Here is a 17776-nt window from a genome sequence, read left to right on the forward strand (position 1 = left end):
TCATGAGTTCGACGCAGGTGGAACGTAATATCAGTAAGCTTACATCCAATACTGTTGCACTGGTATTGGCTGGCGGCAAGGGGTCACGACTAAAAGATCTGACGCAGTGGCGAACCAAGCCCGCTGTGCCATTTGGAGGCAAGTTCCGCATCATCGATTTCCCGATGTCGAACTGTATCAACTCCGGCATCCGCCGCATCTCGGTCTTAACCCAGTATAAATCCCACTCCCTGCAGCGCCACCTGCAGCGTGGCTGGTCATTCCTCTCCGGTCAGTTCGGCGAGTTCATGGAGGTACTCTCCGCACAGCAGCGTACCGGTGAAGGCTGGTATGAAGGTACCGCCGATGCGATCTATCAGAACCTGGATATTATCCGCCACTACGATCCTGAGTATGTACTGATTCTTGCCGGCGATCACATCTACAAAATGGATTACGGTAAAATGATCGCCGCCCATGCGGCCAACGGCGCTGATATTACCGTTGGATGCATTCCTGTGCCGCTGAAAGAGGCGACCGAGTTCGGAGTCATGGATGTGGACGCTGAACACCGTATCACCGAGTTTTCTGAAAAACCTGCCAATCCGAAAGCGATGGCCGGAGACCCTGACAAAGCGCTGGCATCGATGGGCATCTACGTCTTCTCAGCCGACTTCCTGCGTCAGCGTCTGCTTGATGATGCGCAACTTGACACCTCCAGCCACGATTTCGGCAAGGATATCATCCCGCAAGCCATTAAGGATGCCAATGTATTCGCCTTCCGCTTTATGAATGCCAATACAGGTGCCCCGCAGTACTGGCGTGACGTGGGTACCCTTGATGCATACTGGGAAGCCAATATGGACCTGGTCACTGTGCAGCCTGAGCTGGACATGTATGACAAGAACTGGCCAATCTGGACGCAGCAGGAGCAGTTGCCACCTGCCAAGTTCTTCTTCGATGAGGACTCCCGCCGCGGTTATGCTGTGGACTCACTGGTCTCAGGCGGCTGTCTGATTACCGGTTCAGCCGTGCGTCGCTCAGTACTCTTCTCCAATGTACGTGTTCACTCCTACTCAGAGGTTGAGGATTCGGTCATTTTGCCGGATGTGGAGATCCGTCGTAACTGTAAGATCCGTAAATGCATTATCGATAAAGGAACCGTGATCCCTGAAGGTATGGAGATCGGTTTCGACAGAAAGAAGGATGCAGAGCTTTTCGAAGTCTCTGATGGTGGCGTGGTCCTTGTTACACCGGACATGCTAGGCCAGGGGCTTCATCAACTGTAGTATCCCCCGCTTAACCTGATAGAAATACCTCAGGGCTGACTAACGTCAGCCCTGAGTCAGCTATACACGGACGTATGGCAACGGCTTGGATTTGCCGGTTGTATTATGGCATCCAAACTGAATCCGACACTCTGAACCGGATAAGAGAGTGTCACCCCATCCAGGAGGTACTCCATGAGTAAACCGTTATCGGTCATCTTTTACTGGCACATGCACCAGCCCTTTTATTGCGAGGCTGATACAGGCAACTACCATCTGCCATGGGTCTACCTGCATGCCATGAAAGACTACACGGATATGGCTGAGATCCTCTCCCAGCTGCCAAGAGCCAAAGCAGTGATCAACTATGTGCCATCCCTGACAGCCCAGATTGAAGATTACGCTGCACATCTGCGTGAGTTCCTCAATGGCGACACAAAAAGCCTGAACGACCCGCTGCTTGCCGCGCTGGCTCACAAATCCGGCGAATACAGCAAGAGTGAGCGCGAATTCCTGCTTGAGGCCTGCTTCCGCCTTAATCATGAACGCAACATGCATCGCTACGCAGACTATTCACGACTATGGAATATGGCTGAACATGCGAAAAACAGTGATGGACTGAGCTACCTTGGTGACAGCTTCTTCTCCGATCTGGTCACCTGGTATCATCTGGCCTGGCTGGGTGAAACTGTTCGCAGCCGCAACTTTGTGGCACGTCGATTAATTGAAAAGGCACGTGACTTCTCCTATCAGGATCGCCGTGATCTACTCTCCCTGATCACCACCCTGCTCTCTGATATTCCTGCCACCCACCGTCGACTGGTTGAAGCGGGTAAAATTGAACTGACCACAACGCCTTACGCCCACCCTATCATTCCATTGATGCTCGATTTTAACACCGCACGGGAAACGGTTGAGGATGCGCTGATTCCCGATGAACCCTATCCGGGTGGTCGCGAACGGGCGCTGGATCATATCGCTCTGGCCCGCAGCAGCCATGAGAAGCTGTTTGGCAACATACCTGCCGGCTGCTGGCCTGCAGAGGGCGCTGTCTCTGAAGATACACTGAAGCTGCTCGGTTCCTCCGGCTTCCAGTGGTGTGCAACCGGCGAATCGGTACTGCACCACTCCCTGAAATATAACCTGCGTGAACAGCAGGGCAATCGTGATCTCTACCATCCGTGGCTGATTGGCGAGGGTGATGAGCAGATCACCTGTTTCTTCCGTGACGACCGTCTCTCTGATCTGCTCGGTTTCGAGTATTCACGCTGGAATATGCAGGATGCGATCAACAACTTCATGCATGAACTGGCCAACATTCGCCACCGCACAAAAGGTATGGATGCCCCGGTGGTCTCTATCATCATGGATGGAGAGAATGCATGGGAGCACTACCATGAGAACGCCCTCCCCTTCCTGACCAATCTCTATCAGTCGATCATCGAACATGATGAGTATGAGCTCACCACATTCAGCGACTATCTGGAGAACAACAAGGCATCAGAAAAACTGGAGCATCTTGTCTCCGGTTCATGGGTATACGGCAACCTCTCCACATGGATTGGCGACAATGCCAAAACCCGCGGCTGGGAGCTTCTGATTGAAGCCAAGAAAGCCTACGACATCCATATCGACCAGCTCAGTCCTGAACAGCAGGAGGCTGCCAATGAGCAGCTGCGTATCTGTGAGGGATCAGACTGGTGCTGGTGGTTCGGCGATTACAATCCGGGTTCGGTGGTACGTGATTTCGACCAGCTCTATCGCCGTCATCTGAAAAAACTACATCAACTGCTCGGCTCGCCTGTTCCACCATCGCTTAGCGAAAACATCTCCCAGGGTGGCGGTGATGCTGAAGGTGGCGGCACCATGCGCCGTGGCGGAGCCGATTCGTAAGTTGGCACGCTGCTAATCCGGGGCGTTAATAGCTGAAACCAATAAGGAAGAACTTTCATGAACTCATGGATTGATCGTCGAAGGTCGGCGGTTCTACTACATATCACCTCCCTGCCCGGCCCCTTCCATAAAGGTGTGCTCGGCGCAGAGGCGAGAGAATTTATCGACCGCATCGATGAGGCGGGCTTTACTGTCTGGCAGTTTCTGCCGCTTGGCCCTACCCATGGCCACGGCTCCCCTTATGAATCACTCTCTTCATTCGCAGGCAATCCTGAGTTTATCGATCTGCGTGAAGGTCTGGCTCACGGCTGGCTGGATGACGAAACACTACAGAAATGCCGCACGGCCAAGAGGCATGCTGCAGCGCGAAATATCGCCTCCCCTCGCTTCTGGCAGCAGGTTGCACAAGATGAGCAGCTGGCCGCCAGCCTGCAGGAGTTCCGTCATGCCCACAGCTACTGGCTGGAGGATTATGCACTCTTCTCAGCGCTGAAAGCACGCTTCAAAGATCTGGCCTGGTGGCAATGGCCGCAACCCCTGCGTGATCGGGATACCGATGCTATGGCGCAGGCAAAAGATGAAAATATGGCACTGATTGAACAGGTGATCTTTGAGCAGTATCTGTTTGATCGGCAGTGGCATGAACTCAAGGCTTATGCCGAATCAAAAGCGGTGCAGCTCTTTGGTGATCTGCCGATCTATGTCGCCCATGATTCTGCGGATGTCTGGTCACATCGTGATGATTTCACCCTCAACAGCAAAGGGCTCTGCACCGAGGTGGCTGGTGTTCCGCCTGACTACTTCTCTGCAACAGGCCAGCGCTGGGGTAATCCGCTTTACCACTGGGAACCCAGAGAGCGCGAGGGCTTCAGCTGGTGGACAGCACGTGTGCGTCAACAGCTTGAGCGCATGCATATGATGCGTATCGACCATTTCCGTGCCCTTGAAGCCTTCTGGGTGATTCCTGCCGAGAGCGAAGATGGCATTATCGGCGAGTGGCGCAAAGCACCGGGTGATGCCCTGCTGCAGACACTGCAGGAGAAGCTGGGTAAATTGCCACTGATTGCTGAAGATCTGGGTATCATCACCGATGAGGTGACTGCCCTGAGACAGAAATTCGGCCTGCCCGGCATGAAAATCCTGCAATTCGCATTCGGTGGTGATGCCGATAACCCCTACCTGCCGAAAAACCATGAACTCAACAGCGTGGTCTACACCGGCACCCATGATAATGACACCACAATGGGCTGGTTCAAAGGTGCAGACAAAGCGACTCGCAAACGTGTGCTTGCAGAACTGGATAACGCCAAAGCAGAAGATATGCCGTGGGCGTTGATCGAGTGTGCACTGGCCTCGGTGGCAAAACTGGCGGTGATTCCGATGCAGGATCTGCTGGAGCTGGGTAGTGAAGCCAAGTTCAATACGCCGGGCACACTGGATAACAACTGGGCATGGCGTATGCAGGAGATGCCCAAAGCCGGTTGCTGCTGCTGGAGAATGAGCCGTCAGCTCAACAGGCTCTACAAACGCATCTAAAAGCCATGCTTGAAAGCAGCAGCCACTATTTCCCACACAGTTGCTGCTGTTTTCGCTTTAGCAACATCGCCTACGGGCTGATGGCTTTCTGGCTTTTCTGGCACACCATCGCTGCTCACTACACCTTTGCTCATGTGCCATTTGAGTGGTGGTACGCTGTGGCTGAGGGCGGTGATGCCGGTATTGAATTTCCTGGCTCCCAGGGTGATGTCCGGGATGCACAGAAGGATATGCTGGCTGATACACTCGCTGCCATATTCTCACTGCTTATCTACCATATCACACGCCCTGATCTGCACCACAACAGGTAACCCCGAAACAAGCTCCCGCCATCTTTTGTTTGGTGATGCAGGTCAACTCTTTCACGGCTTAACAGCCATAATGTTCGTTCATGCGAACTCTACCGATCACCCTCTCCCGCCTGCTCATGGTGCTTATATCACTCACACTGATCTCCTGCGCTCAAGGGCAGCAGCTTGGCCTGAACTCGGAGTGGCCATCACTATCAAGCCTCTGGAGCAGCGACAAAGAGGCCGATCAACTGCAGCAGGATGAGCTTGCAAGCCTTATTGAAGCGGACATCAAGCGCCGCCAGAGCAACCCCTTTCTGGCTGGTCTGAGCGAACAGGATATCGAGAAGATCAAAAAAGAGGCGTGGCGTGAATATGGTCGTTTCTGGCGTGGTGTTGCCACCCGCTCCCGCTATGTACGTCAGCCTGTACTTGAGACACTGGACAAGGTCGGTGCACCACGCGCCCTGCAGATGGTGCCGGTGGTAGAGTCCAGTTATAACCCCTATGTGGTCTCCTCAGTCGGTGCCACCGGCCTCTGGCAACTGATGCCGGAAACAGCAAATGATATGCGCGTGAAAAGTGACCGCTATTTCGATGGTCGCCGCGATATCCGCAGCAGCACCAAAGGTGCAGCCCGATATCTGACCAAGCAGTATCGTCGTTTTGGCAACTGGCCGATGGCCTTTGCCGCCTACCACCTCGGCCCCAGTGCTGTGCAGCGTCGACTTGATCGCCGACCATGGCAGCCGCAAGATGGCCTGAAAAGGATGCCGCTGCCCCCTATCACCAAAACCTATATCCGCCATATTATCGGTCTGATTGCGCTGCATGAGGAGGGAACCATCCGTTTCCCTGAACCGTTCCAGACGAAAACTATCACCCTGCAGACCCCGGTTGATCTTGCTCATCTGCATGAGCTGGCCGAACTACCCAAAGATCAGATTTTCCGTTTCAATCCACAGCTGAAACTGAAACAGTATTATGATGGCAAACCGCAGACCCTGCAGCTGCGTATATCACAGGCGCGTCTGAAGGTACTCAAGCAGCACATCCCTGCTGAGCCCAACGACTACATGACCATTAAAGTGGGCAAGGGTGAAAGTCTGGCCAGTATCAGCCAGCGTTTTAACACCTCCACCTATGCACTGCGCAAAGAGAATCCGGGCATCTCCAATCGCCTGACCGCCGGTTCACGACTGCGTATTCCGGTTAAACTGATGAAACGGATCAGTGCAGAGCACAATCCTCTGGTGAAACGTGCATCTAAAACTTCACTCGAAGTGGCTTTGAATTAACGTTTAAGACAAGTAAGGCATGAACGCGGACACTGCCAACTGTTATCACTGCTCAAGCCTCAATTAACATCCACTGTCGAGGCTTGTTCTTTATCCGCACATTTCACGATTGCATCAATCACTTCATCCAAACGGGTCGGGGAAAATGGTTCGGGCAGAGAGGGATATCGATCTTTCTTTGGCGACTCAAGGAACCCGACATCGCCCTATAACATGATCTGCGTGTTGTGGACCATATACTCAACATCTCCCTGCCCTAATATTTTTATGGAGTTAACGAGTAACCCTGCAATTCCTGTGATTGCTAATGATTTAATATTTTTGAGCGATATATGTAGTTCTGTTTAATTCATTTTCAGGGCGGTTTTTTATGCCATATACAAATAACTGGCGGCCAAATGGTCTGCACAGAATCTTCACAGGCAAGGTGAGCGGCGATGAGATCCTTACCTCTAATCTCGAAATCCATACTGATGTCCGTTTCAAGCATATTGCCTATATTATTAACGACTTCTCTGAAATCACAGGCCACTCAATAGAGAGCAGCCATACGGAGGCCTATGCATCAACAGATGTGATGATATCGCGCACCAAGCACCAGCTTAAGATTGCCCTGCTTGTGCCTCAGCCCAACCAGCTTGAGTTAGCCCACAGCTACTGTGAACTGATGCGCGAAGAGCTGTTCGAATGCGCTGTTTTTCAGAGCGCTGAAGATGCCCACTGCTGGGTGAACAACAAAACCTGACCCAACTCGTCAGGTTTAGGGTGGCACACCAGCTCAGCTTTCGAGCTGCTGCCTGATCAACTGACTGATCTTGACGACAGAAAATGGTTTAGAAATCACGGTCTCATGCTCCATCTCCGCCTGATTGCTCTTGTCATAACCTGTAGCAAAGATGATTTTCATATGCGGTTCAATCTGGCGAATCTTTTCAGCGGCCTCATATCCACCCATCTCCGGCATCACCATATCAAATATACAGAGATCAATCGCATCACGGTGCTTTTCAAAGGTTTCGTAAGCCTCTTCTCCATTAAAGGCCGTTAGAACTTCATAACCCAGAGACTCCAGCACACCTCTTCCTGTCTCAATGATATTCACTTCATCATCTACCAGCAGGATCGTCTCACCTGAGCCGTTACAGACCCCATCATCTGCTCCGATCAAATCCTGTTCCGGTAGCACCTCGGTCAGAGGCAGGTAAATATGGAAGGTTGAGCCCTTGCCAACACAGCTCTCCACCTCCACAAAGCCTTTATGCGTCTTCACTGCACCAAACACCATCGCCAGGCCAAGGCCGGTTCCCTTACCCTGCGACTTGGTGGTGAAGAAGGGTTCAAACAGGTGTTCAAGCTGGTTTTCAGGTATCCCACAACCGTTATCTTCAACACTGATATGTGCATAGGCACAGCGGTTAAAATAGTCATGTTTCTCCAGAAAGAGTTCATCGGGCTCAAAGCGTTCCAGCACGACAGTGATTGATGGACCACTAACCCCCTCAACAGCATCGCGGGCATTGTTTACCAGATTCATCAGTCCCTGATGCAGCTGCGTCGTATCGCCATTGATCATTAAAACATCCGAACTGATCTGCTGATCCATTCTGATATTCTCAGGCAGTGAAGTGCGTAAAAACTTCAGTGTCTCCTTGATAAAGGGGGTAAATGGCAGTGGCTTAATATCTACAATATCCTTGCGGGCAAAGGTAAGCAGTTGCCGGATAAGATCTGCTGCCCGGAAAGAGAGCAACTCAACGGAGTCGAGATTATGTAGCATCTCTGGCTGCGCCTGCACACGCTGTTTGGCCAGATAGAGATTGCCGGTGATACCTGCAAGAATATTATTGAAATCGTGGGCAATACCCCCCACCAGCGTACCGATAGCCTCCATCTTCTGCGCCTGGTGAAACTGCTCTTCCAGGCGCTTATGTTCAGTAATATCTTGGGATATTGCCGCCATATGGAGAGGATCCCCTTCACTATCACGGATCAGTTCGCCCTCGCCGCGCAGATAGCGGAGATCACCATCGGGCCTGATAATACGGAATTCGAATGGGTCAACCTCATTGCCTGCGATGCACGCCTCGATCCATGCCTGCCTGTTTGCCAAGTCGTCCGGATGAACCATATTGTTAATCGCTTCCAAACTTGGCGTGAATGTGGCCGGTGAAACGCCGTAAATATGGTACTGCTCTTCCGACCAGCTAATCTGCCCCTCCATATCATAGGTCCAGCTGCCAATATGGGCTGTAGCCTGAGCTTGTTTCAAGCTCTGTTCACTCTCCCTCAGTGCTTTTTCAGTCCGCTTTCGATCTGTAATGTCTTCGGCAGAAAAAAGGACACCGGAAACATCACCCTCTTCGTTTTCAATATACGTGTTATTAAATGCCAGGAGACGGAGTTCCTTATCTTTGTTAAGCACTTCATTTTCATAATACTCTACTGGAGCGATATCACCGCTCATCACTTTATCAAAAACAGTCTGAATATCGCCACGAAGCTCTTCGGGAATGACGAGATCGAACCAGTTCATCCCTACAATCTCACTCTCGTTGTACCCCAGAATCCGACAGCCACGTTTGTTAATAAGTTTCACACATCCCGATCCATCCAGCACACAGAGCATAACGTCGGCGATATCAAGATATCTTCTGACCTGATTTCGCTCAGTAACAATCTCCAACTCAATCTCTTTTCTCTGGCTAACATCCCTGTGAATACCGATCATACGTAGCGGTTTGTTGTTACTATCCCACTCGATGACCTCAGCAACAGACTGAATCCATACCCAGTCTCCTGACTTTTTCTGCCGTCTGTACTCCATCGTCATTGGCTCGGTTGAGGTGAGACAGGCCTGAAATGCAGCTAAAACCTGATCGCGATCATCCGGATGTACATGCTCCATCCAGTTCTGTAACGACGAATCAAACTCATCCGGCTCATAGCCGATCATCGGCGCATATTCAGGGCTTACCTTCACCTCTCCTGTCTGGACATTGACATCAAACCAGGCCTGATTGGCAGCAGTGAGAGCAAGACGAAGCTGCTCTTCACTCTCCTGCAGGCTGGCTGTTCTGATCTTGACTGCCCTGCGCAAGGTTATAACTAATAAAACAAGCAGCAGAGAAAGAGCTATAAGGAATGTAATTCCAAACTGCCAGCGATACTCTATGAGTGCATCAACAAACCCCTGTTCGGGTTGATAGATGGCTTCTGATGCAACAAAGTCTGCAGGCAATAACCCCTGCTTCTTATAGATGTTAGCAATATCATCCCAGCGTTTCTGCCGCATATAACCGACCTGAACAACATCACTCTCAATCATGGCTTTGGTTTTAAGTGCTTCGAATTTGAGCTGTTTGCGTGACAATGCCTGTGAGCCATACTTTTCCTGTATCACATCAATGGTTTCATCGATGTGCTCCAGTGCATATTCCCAGCCGCGTATGGATGCTTCTGAAAATGCCCTGACACGTTGCGGTTGGCTGTCAATCAATCGGTCGCTGGTAACCAGCACATCACCATAAAAATCGATATTCTGATCTCTGGGGTGAATGATACGATAGGCTATGCCCATCTCTTGCAGTTGATAGGGTTGGTCGGTCTCATATCCGGCAAAAGCATCCGTTTTGCCACTGACCAGATCACGAATATCAAAGCTGATATCCTGTCTGATGAAATCAGCAGCTGTGATGCCGACACTACCCAGTGCAGCATCGATATCGGCATTAAGTCCCGGCACCAGCATGATTCGTTTTCCGCGCAGATCCGAGAAGCTCTGGATACCGGAATCTTCTCTGACGATCAGCGTCAGTGGAGAGTGCTGGAAAATGGCCGTCAACACCTTAACAGGTGCCCCCTTGGCACGTGCGAGAAGCACACCGGGGTCTACTACGGCATAATCAGCCTGACCGTCGAGCAACTGACCCACTGCAGTTTTACCCATCTCGACATCGAATCCGGCATCGCGGTAAAAGCCCTTCTCTTTGGCCATATAAAAACCGGCAAACTGGAACTGGTGCTTCCATTTCAGCTGCAGTCTCACCGGTTCAGCTTGTGCAACAGAACAGGAAAACAGGAGAGTCATAAGAGCACAGAGGGTTCTGTTGATCGTTCTACGACTCTTCACAAGAAACTCTCCCAGTATTTTTTTCGCCGCTGTCACTATTCTAGCAAACATTAAGCCTATCACATAGATAAAACAGGGCTGTCACTACACCATTTCAGGCCAGTTATTCTTCACCATAAAAGAGTGTGGGGTTGATCTGCCAGAGAACGCTCCAGCCCCCTTCTCGTTTTTCGAGGCAGAGAACGCCACCGTTGCGGAAATGGATCGCTTCACGACCCGGATCACCAGCCACCAGCAGACCGGCAAGGCGCTGCATGTGTGGCAGATGACCAACCAGCATCAGATCGCTGTTCATAGAAGCCAAATGGGCTGACCAGGTGGATGGGTCATCATTGGGGGCCAGATCAAGCGTCTGCTCAACCGGAATGCCACCCCAGGCCTGGGCAAACATCTCTGCAGTCTGCTGAGCACGCAGTTTTCCACTATGCAGGATTTTAGAGGGTCGCGGTTTCTCAAACAGGCTGAGGAATCCGGCAGTGCGGGTCACATCCTCCCTACCCTGACCTGAGAGCGGGCGCGCCCCATCCTCACTCTCATCTTGTGCTAAACCGTGCTGAACCAGATAGAGCCGCATGGATATCCCTCCAAAGGCCAAAGAGTGATGACCTTGGCTACAGATTACGCCATAGTAGCGCACCTGATCAAGGCATGCGCTGAATCATCTGTTCAGCGCAGCCTGGAAAAACGCAACTGGAGAAAGCATGGTTCAGATCAAAACAGCGGCAGATATTGAGGCGATGAGACCGGCATGCCGACATGCAGCAGATACACTGGTGATGATCGAGCCCTATATTCAACCGGGCATTACCACCGATGAGATCAATGAACTGGTGCATGATTTTACCATCAAAGCCGGAGCCATCCCTGCCCCGCTGAACTACCACGGTTTTCCCAAGTCGGTCTGCACCTCGGTAAACCATGTCGTCTGCCACGGCATTCCGGGTAACAAAATGCTCAATGATGGCGATATTATCAATGTCGATGTCACCAGCATCATCAACGGCTGGCATGGCGATAACAGTAAAACATTCTTTGTCGGCACACCGAAGATCCGGGCAAAAAAGGTGGTCGACGTGGCGCGGCAGGCGCTGGAGATCGGCATCGAAATGGTCAGGCCCGGTGCCACACTTGGCGATATCGGCCATGCCATCCAGAAATATGTTGAGGGTGAGAAGTGTTCGGTGGTACGCGAGTACTGCGGTCACGGCATTGGTCGCGGTTTCCACGAAGATCCGCAGGTACTGCATTACGGCAGAAAGGGTGAAGGGCTGGTTCTTAAACCCGGCATGGTATTCACCATTGAACCGATGGTGAATATGGGGCGCGCAGCGGTAAAACTACTGGCTGATAACTGGACTGTGGTGACGCGCGATAAATCTCTCTCCGCGCAGTTTGAGCATACCATGGTTGTCACGGAAACCGGAGTCGAAATCCTCACCGTACCATCATCATAAGCATTAACCACATAGGCACAGAGGCACAAAGAAAAGAGAGACAAATCAGCACGCATTCCGCCTTCCATTGCTGCTAAAATTGTAACCTCTGGCATGCTATTGATTGTTTCTTTTGATCACGTTGTGGCTTAGTGCCTTAGTGGTCAGCATGTATTACTTCCATATATGTGGTTAAACGCTACTATGCGCGCCACTTTAGATTAGAGGTACACCACATGTCTCGCAAACTGCGCAATATCGCCATCATCGCTCACGTTGACCATGGCAAAACAACCCTGGTTGATGAGCTGCTCAAGCAGTCCGGCACCATGGACTCGCTCCGTGCCGATATGGAGACCTGTGTCATGGACTCCAACGACCTCGAAAAAGAGCGTGGCATTACCATCACCGCCAAGAATACAGCTATCCGTTACGGTGATACCCATATCAACATTATCGACACCCCTGGCCATGCCGATTTCGGCGGCGAAGTTGAACGTGTCCTGAACATGGTGGATGGCGTGGTACTGCTGGTAGATGCGCGTGAAGGCCCGATGCCGCAGACCAAGTTTGTAACCTCTAAAGCACTGGCTCTGGGGCTGAAACCGATTGTTGTCGTGAACAAGATCGACCGTGAAGGCTCTGATCCCGATGCCGTGGTTGATCTCACCTTTGACCTGTTTGCCTCTCTTGGCGCTACCGATGAGCAGCTGGAGTTCCCGGTGGTTTATGCCTCTGCCAAGAACGGTTACGGCATGATGAATATCGGTGAAGAGTCCGACAACCTGATCTGCCTGTTTGATACCATCATGGAACATGTTCAGCCACCTGAAGGTGACCCGGAAGCGCCGCTGCAGATGCTGGCAACCACACTGGACTGGGACGAGTATATTGGCCGCATTGTGATTGGCCGTATCGCCAATGGTCGTATCAAAACCGGCGAAACAATCACCGTTGTACATGCAGACTCTTCACAGGAGAACTTTAAAGTCACCAAACTGCTCGGTTTCCTTGGCCTCAATCGTATTGAGATTCAGGAAGCAGAAGCCGGTGATATCGTTGCTATCGCCGGTATCGAGCATATCAACATTGGTGAAACCATTGCCTCCAAGGAAACGCCGGTCGCACTGCCTGTTATCCACGTGGACGAGCCAACCCTCTCCATGGAGCTGCACGTTAACAACTCACCACTGGCCGGCACCGAAGGCAAGCTGATCACCACACGTCAGATTCGTGATCGTCTGATGAAAGAGATCCGTACCAACGTGGCGATGCGTGTTGAAGAGACCGACTCGGCTGATATCTACAAGGTATCAGGTCGTGGCGAGCTGCATATCGGCATCCTGCTGGAGACCATGCGCCGCGAAGGCTTCGAGATGGCAGTATCGCGTCCGACTGTAATCATTCGCACCGTTGATGGCGTTAAACAGGAGCCATACGAGCATGTCACCGTGGATGTGGAGTCAGAGTATCAGGGTTCAGTGATTGAGAAGCTGGGTAAACGTGGTGCAGAGATGACCTCAATGGAGACCAATGCCGATGGCTATACCCGCATCGAGTTCATGGCCCCTACCCGCAGTCTGATTGGTTATACCTCAGAGTTTCTTACCGACACCCGTGGCACCGGTATTATGAACCATGTCTTCCATGACTACGGACCATATGTAGGACCTCTGCCCGGCCGTAGTAACGGTGTTCTGATCTCGATGGAAAATGGTGAGTCTGTTGCCTTTGCCCTGTGGAAGCTGCAGGAGCGCGGCAAGATGTTTATCGGTTCCGGAGAGAAGCTCTATGAGGGCATGATCATCGGCATCAACAGCCGTGATTCAGATATGACCGTCAACCCGATCAAAGAGAAGAAGCTGACCAACGTACGTGCATCAGGTAAAGATGAGTCTATCGATCTGGTACCACCGTTGAAACTGAGTCTGGAGCGCGCCATCGAGTTCATTGCTGATGATGAGCTGGTCGAGATCACACCTAAATCGATTCGACTGCGTAAGCGCAAGCTCAAAGAGAATGAGCGCAAACGTGCCACGCCACGTGCGTCATAAAGCAAACCAGCTCTGAAATTAAAAAGGCGCCTCGATGAGGCGCCTTTTTTTTATTCATCCGGATCCCGAAGCTCTATCGGATCCTTCATCCACGATGGTGTTTCAAGCTTTCTCAGACGCCCGATAATTGCCTGCTCCTGAACAAAGATAAATCGATAGACCGTCTCACGCCTGATCGTTTTCGGTTTAAAGTTTATACCAACACGGTGCTCGCCATGAATCTCCTGCGACCAGCAGATCACCGCCTCATCACCCTTCATCAACTCGCTTCCGAGTTGAAACTGGAGCCCCACTTTTTCATTGTGTAGCAGTGAAATACCCTCATCGGGAAATTTTACGCCAACACCGGTACATGAGATATCAACAATACTTGCTTCAATCACCTGATCACGATGGGTCAGAGTAATCGGCAGCTGTCTGGTCAGTTTGACGCGCACATCCCGCCTGCGCTCCCTCAGGCTCACCTCCACTCCGGCGATCTCCAGCATGATTCTATCGGCGCTTTTATTAACACCCCTGATAATCAGGCTGTGAGCACGATCCGGGCTGGTGATATATGCCGTCCTCAGATCGGGAGAGGCGGCAAACATGGTGACAAGATCACGGGTCATGGAGACCCAGATATAACCTTTATTGTACTCTTTGAAATCAACTCTGGCGGAGACCGGAATCTCATCAAAGTAGTTGTGCAGATGAACCTCACCTGTCTCCCGCCAGCGCCTTCGCAGCTCGGCTACGACCCTGAGCTTCACCTCTTTATCAAGCACCCCCTGCCAGCGCTGATCAGCGGCATCAATAATGGCTGTCTGGAGGACATTAAAATGGTCGACACAGTCAGAAAAAATCTTTACCTGCTGTTTGATATTTCCCGGATCTGTTGTCTCAATCAGATGCTGCACACTCAGCCATTCACAGCGCAGCAGTGCGGAGAGAATATGCCCCACAGAGACATTGGATTGCAGCAGCGCAACGGCCAGACTCCCCATAGATTTCTCAACATCTTCACCGAGAATCACCCTGGCCACCTGTTCAATTGTTGAACGATGAACAGCCGGCAGCTCATGCTCCAGATTCTGGATAACTATCTTCAGCATCTTTTCGTGATCATTCATAATAACATGACTCTGCCTTCTCCAGCTGCCTGTTGGCTACAATTCAGAGCATAGGCCATGCCATAACAGCGGGCAAAGTCCGGCGGAGGAGGCTACTCGCTGCCATCACCTCTGCGGATCCCCATCAGTTCAGCCTGAATAAAGGCATCGATATCACCATCAAGGAAGGCCTGTGTGTTGCCGGTCTCCATGCCTGTTCGCAGATCCTTGATGCGCGACTGATCCAGCACATAGGAGCGAATCTGGTGACCCCAGCCGATATCGGTCTTGGTATCTTCAAGCGCCTGCTTCTCAGAGTTGCGCAGCTCAATCTCACGCTCATAGAGACGCGCCTGCAGCATCTTCCATGCCGCGGCCTTATTCTTGTGCTGGGAGCGGTCATTCTGACACTGCACCACGATATTGGTCGGAATATGGGTCAAGCGAACGGCCGAGTCGGTTTTATTGACATGCTGACCACCGGCACCACTGGCACGGTAGGTATCAATGCGCACATCAGAGGGATCGATATCAATATCGATCTCACGCTCGATATCCGCGTAGGCAAATACGGATGAGAAGGAGGTGTGGCGGCGATTACCGGAATCATAAGGCGATTTACGTACCAGACGATGCACACCGATCTCAGCTTTGAGATAACCGTAGGCGTACTCGCCTTTAATCGAGACGGTCGCCGATTTGATGCCCGCCTCTTCACCGGCAGTACACTCCATCAGCTCTGTCTTAAATCCTTTACGCTCAGCCCAGCGCAGATACATGCGCAGCAGCATTTCAGCCCAATCCTGAGCCTCGGTGCCACCTGAACCGGAGTTGATATCAAGGAATGCCGATTCAGCATCGGTTTCACCACCGAGCATCTGAGCCAGCTCAAGTGTTTCAATCTGCGGCTGCACAGCATCGAGCATCTCAACGGCTTCAATCTGGGAGTCCCGATCGCCCTCGTCGTTACCCATCTCAAACAGGGTGGAGGCATCATCAAGCTCATCAACTGCTTTTTTATACTCGTTGATCACCTTTTCAACACGTGCACGCTCCTGCATCAGTCGCTGTGCCTGTTCTGCATTGTCCCAGAGGGTCGGGTCTTCAATGCGTGCGTTTAACTCGCGCAGGTCCTCTTCTTTGGCTTCAACGTCAAAGTGACCTCCGCATGGCATCAAGACGTTTGCTGTAATCTTCCGCCCGCGTTCTGAATCCTGCAATCTGATCTTCAATGCCCATCATTTAACTCCAAAAAAAGCTCACTTATCAAAGGAGGTGGAAGGTACATATTCACAGTATCAAATCAACTACCATGCGACTGACAGCGTATGCATGCTCTGCAGAGTCGGCTACTCCGTCACTTCATACTTGCTCAAAGACGGCATCTGGCCTAGAAGCCGCCATGGCCATTAAATCGACGATATTCAAAGCTGAACTGCAGATCACCGACATGGATCGCAACTACTACAACGACCATGCCCTGACCATCGCCCGTCACCCCTCCGAGAATGATGAACGCATGATGCTGCGCATCCTCACCTTCGCGCTGCATGCCAGTGACACGCTCAGTTTCACCAAAGGATTGAGCACGGAAGATGAACCGGATCTGTGGCAGAAAAACTACAGTGATGAGATTGAGCTGTGGATTGATCTTGGTCAGCCCGATGAGAAGCGTATTCGCCGTGCCTGTGGCCGTGCAGATCGGGTGATCATCTACACCTACAACCGCAACAGTGCCCAGACCTGGTGGGATAAGATCAAGGGTAAAGCACAACGCTTTGATAACCTGAGTATTGTCAGTGTCGATGATGCCGCCATGAGCAAGCTGGCAGCCTTCAGCCAGCGAACCATGCAGCTGCAATTCACCATACAGGATGGCATCACCCTGATCTCTGATGGCGAGCGCTCACTGGAAGTGACGCTCACAACGACCAAGTAACTATTCATGGCTGTACGCATCGACAAATGGCTCTGGGCCGCCCGCTTCTTTAAAACCAGAACGCTGGCAACCGAGATGGTCAATGGCGGCCATGTGCAGATGGATGGAGAACGGTTAAAGCCCTCAAGGCAGGTCTCATGCGGTGATCAACTGACCATCGTGCGCGGCCAGGAGAGCTTCACCATCACCATTACCGCTCTGGCAGAAAAACGCGGCTCAGCTGCCATCGCGCAATCGCTCTATGAAGAGAGCCAAGAGAGCCAGAAAGCCAGAGAGAGGCTGCGCGAACTGCATCGATTCGATGCCGCCACTGCCCCTGCCCCGAAGAAACGCCCCGATAAAAAGGCCCGCCGTCAGATTATCCGCTTTGTAAGACGTGAAGATTAAACCGTCTCTGCAAAGTGTGAAATAGTTCACGCCTTATATCGATCACCATTAACTATCGTTCCCCGCACAAAGTAACCGATGTTATGTTAAGGGGAAGCGTGCTTGGTTCTTATTATTGAAAACAACTTTTATCTGGGCAATGCACTGAAGGATGTTCTGCTGAGCATCGCAGACAACAGCGTGCTCTACAGATCTGCAGAAGAGGCCATCAACGATCTGGGTTTTCTCAGTAATCACCATGTCAGGGCCATCATCTGCAACTACTCTCTGCCCGGCATGAGTGGATCCGAATTTATCAAACAGGTCAAAGCACACCTGAAACCGGGCGTTTGCATCCTGATCTCCAGCACCCGTCCAGCAGATATCCCCCATGAGACCATCTTTCTGGAAAAACCGTTTGTACCCGGAATGCTGTTGAAAACAATAAAAGAAAAGACAACTGCACTTCAAACCATGTGAAAACAAAAGACGGCAGTGAA

At 51.5% G+C, this 17776-nt stretch carries 14 protein-coding genes and 1 pseudogene; 11 read left to right on the forward strand and 4 right to left on the reverse strand.

Features of this window, described 5'->3' with window-relative positions:
* Positions 1-2 precede the first annotated feature (2 nt).
* From glgC to F3F93_RS10065, 6 genes and pseudogenes are all read left to right on the forward strand, one after another.
* Complete coding sequence (glgC, locus tag F3F93_RS10040) at positions 3-1268, forward strand: glucose-1-phosphate adenylyltransferase (RefSeq protein ID WP_176959049.1); 1266 nt, start codon at positions 3-5, stop codon at positions 1266-1268.
* Positions 1269-1442: 174 nt separating this feature from the next.
* Positions 1443-3140, forward strand: coding sequence for a glycoside hydrolase family 57 protein (locus F3F93_RS10045; protein WP_176959050.1), 1698 nt, complete (start codon positions 1443-1445; stop codon positions 3138-3140).
* 57 nt (positions 3141-3197) lie between these two features.
* On the forward strand, positions 3198-4676 hold the full coding sequence (gene malQ / locus F3F93_RS10050; RefSeq protein WP_176959051.1) for a 4-alpha-glucanotransferase: 1479 nt from the start codon (positions 3198-3200) through the stop codon (positions 4674-4676).
* A 50-nt stretch (positions 4677-4726) separates the two neighbouring features.
* Positions 4727-4987: pseudogene (locus tag F3F93_RS12480) on the forward strand (DUF2238 domain-containing protein); the annotation flags it as partial.
* 80 nt (positions 4988-5067) lie between these two features.
* Positions 5068-6264 carry a lytic transglycosylase domain-containing protein gene (locus F3F93_RS10060; RefSeq protein ID WP_241697085.1) on the forward strand — a complete coding sequence of 399 codons (1197 nt, stop codon included), beginning with the start codon at positions 5068-5070 and terminating at the stop codon, positions 6262-6264.
* Positions 6265-6634: 370 nt separating this feature from the next.
* A complete protein-coding gene (locus F3F93_RS10065) occupies positions 6635-7009 on the forward strand; it encodes a hypothetical protein (protein WP_176959053.1) in 375 nt (124 codons plus the stop codon).
* 33 nt (positions 7010-7042) lie between these two features.
* On the opposite strand, the gene F3F93_RS10070 is transcribed toward F3F93_RS10065, so the two are convergent.
* Entirely contained in the window at positions 7043-10309 is a 3267-nt protein-coding gene (locus tag F3F93_RS10070) for a PAS domain-containing protein (RefSeq protein ID WP_176959054.1), read from the reverse strand.
* A gap of 187 nt (positions 10310-10496) precedes the next feature.
* The gene (sixA, locus tag F3F93_RS10075) at positions 10497-10967 is read right to left on the reverse strand and encodes a phosphohistidine phosphatase SixA (protein ID WP_176959055.1); all 471 of its coding nucleotides are present in this window, start codon (positions 10965-10967) and stop codon (positions 10497-10499) included.
* 127 nt (positions 10968-11094) lie between these two features.
* On the opposite strand from sixA, the gene map reads away from it, so the two are divergent.
* The gene (gene map / locus F3F93_RS10080) at positions 11095-11847 is read left to right on the forward strand and encodes a type I methionyl aminopeptidase (protein WP_176959056.1); all 753 of its coding nucleotides are present in this window, start codon (positions 11095-11097) and stop codon (positions 11845-11847) included.
* Positions 11848-12062: 215 nt separating this feature from the next.
* Positions 12063-13880 (forward strand): translational GTPase TypA, encoded by a 1818-nt coding sequence (typA, locus tag F3F93_RS10085; protein ID WP_176959057.1) that lies wholly within the window; start codon positions 12063-12065, stop codon positions 13878-13880.
* A 50-nt stretch (positions 13881-13930) separates the two neighbouring features.
* Here the strand turns inward: typA and F3F93_RS10090 are convergent, their stop codons facing one another.
* The gene (locus tag F3F93_RS10090; protein ID WP_176959058.1) at positions 13931-14992 is read right to left on the reverse strand and encodes a PilZ domain-containing protein; all 1062 of its coding nucleotides are present in this window, start codon (positions 14990-14992) and stop codon (positions 13931-13933) included.
* 92 nt (positions 14993-15084) lie between these two features.
* A protein-coding gene (gene prfB / locus F3F93_RS10095) for a peptide chain release factor 2 (protein ID WP_206675424.1) occupies positions 15085-16210 on the reverse strand; the annotation gives its coding sequence in 2 pieces (ribosomal slippage) (positions 15085-16134 and positions 16136-16210; 1125 coding nt in all).
* Between the two features lie 163 nt (positions 16211-16373).
* On the opposite strand from prfB, the gene F3F93_RS10100 reads away from it, so the two are divergent.
* From F3F93_RS10100 to F3F93_RS10110, 3 genes are all read left to right on the forward strand, one after another.
* Entirely contained in the window at positions 16374-16910 is a 537-nt protein-coding gene (locus F3F93_RS10100) for a YaeQ family protein (RefSeq protein ID WP_176959060.1), read from the forward strand.
* Positions 16911-16916: 6 nt separating this feature from the next.
* Complete coding sequence (locus F3F93_RS10105) at positions 16917-17297, forward strand: S4 domain-containing protein (protein WP_176959061.1); 381 nt, start codon at positions 16917-16919, stop codon at positions 17295-17297.
* Positions 17298-17399: 102 nt separating this feature from the next.
* Entirely contained in the window at positions 17400-17756 is a 357-nt protein-coding gene (locus F3F93_RS10110; RefSeq protein ID WP_176959062.1) for a hypothetical protein, read from the forward strand.
* The last annotated feature ends 20 nt before the right edge of the window (positions 17757-17776 follow it).

Source organism: Mariprofundus sp. KV (assembly GCF_013387475.1).
GTDB lineage: Bacteria > Pseudomonadota > Zetaproteobacteria > Mariprofundales > Mariprofundaceae > Mariprofundus.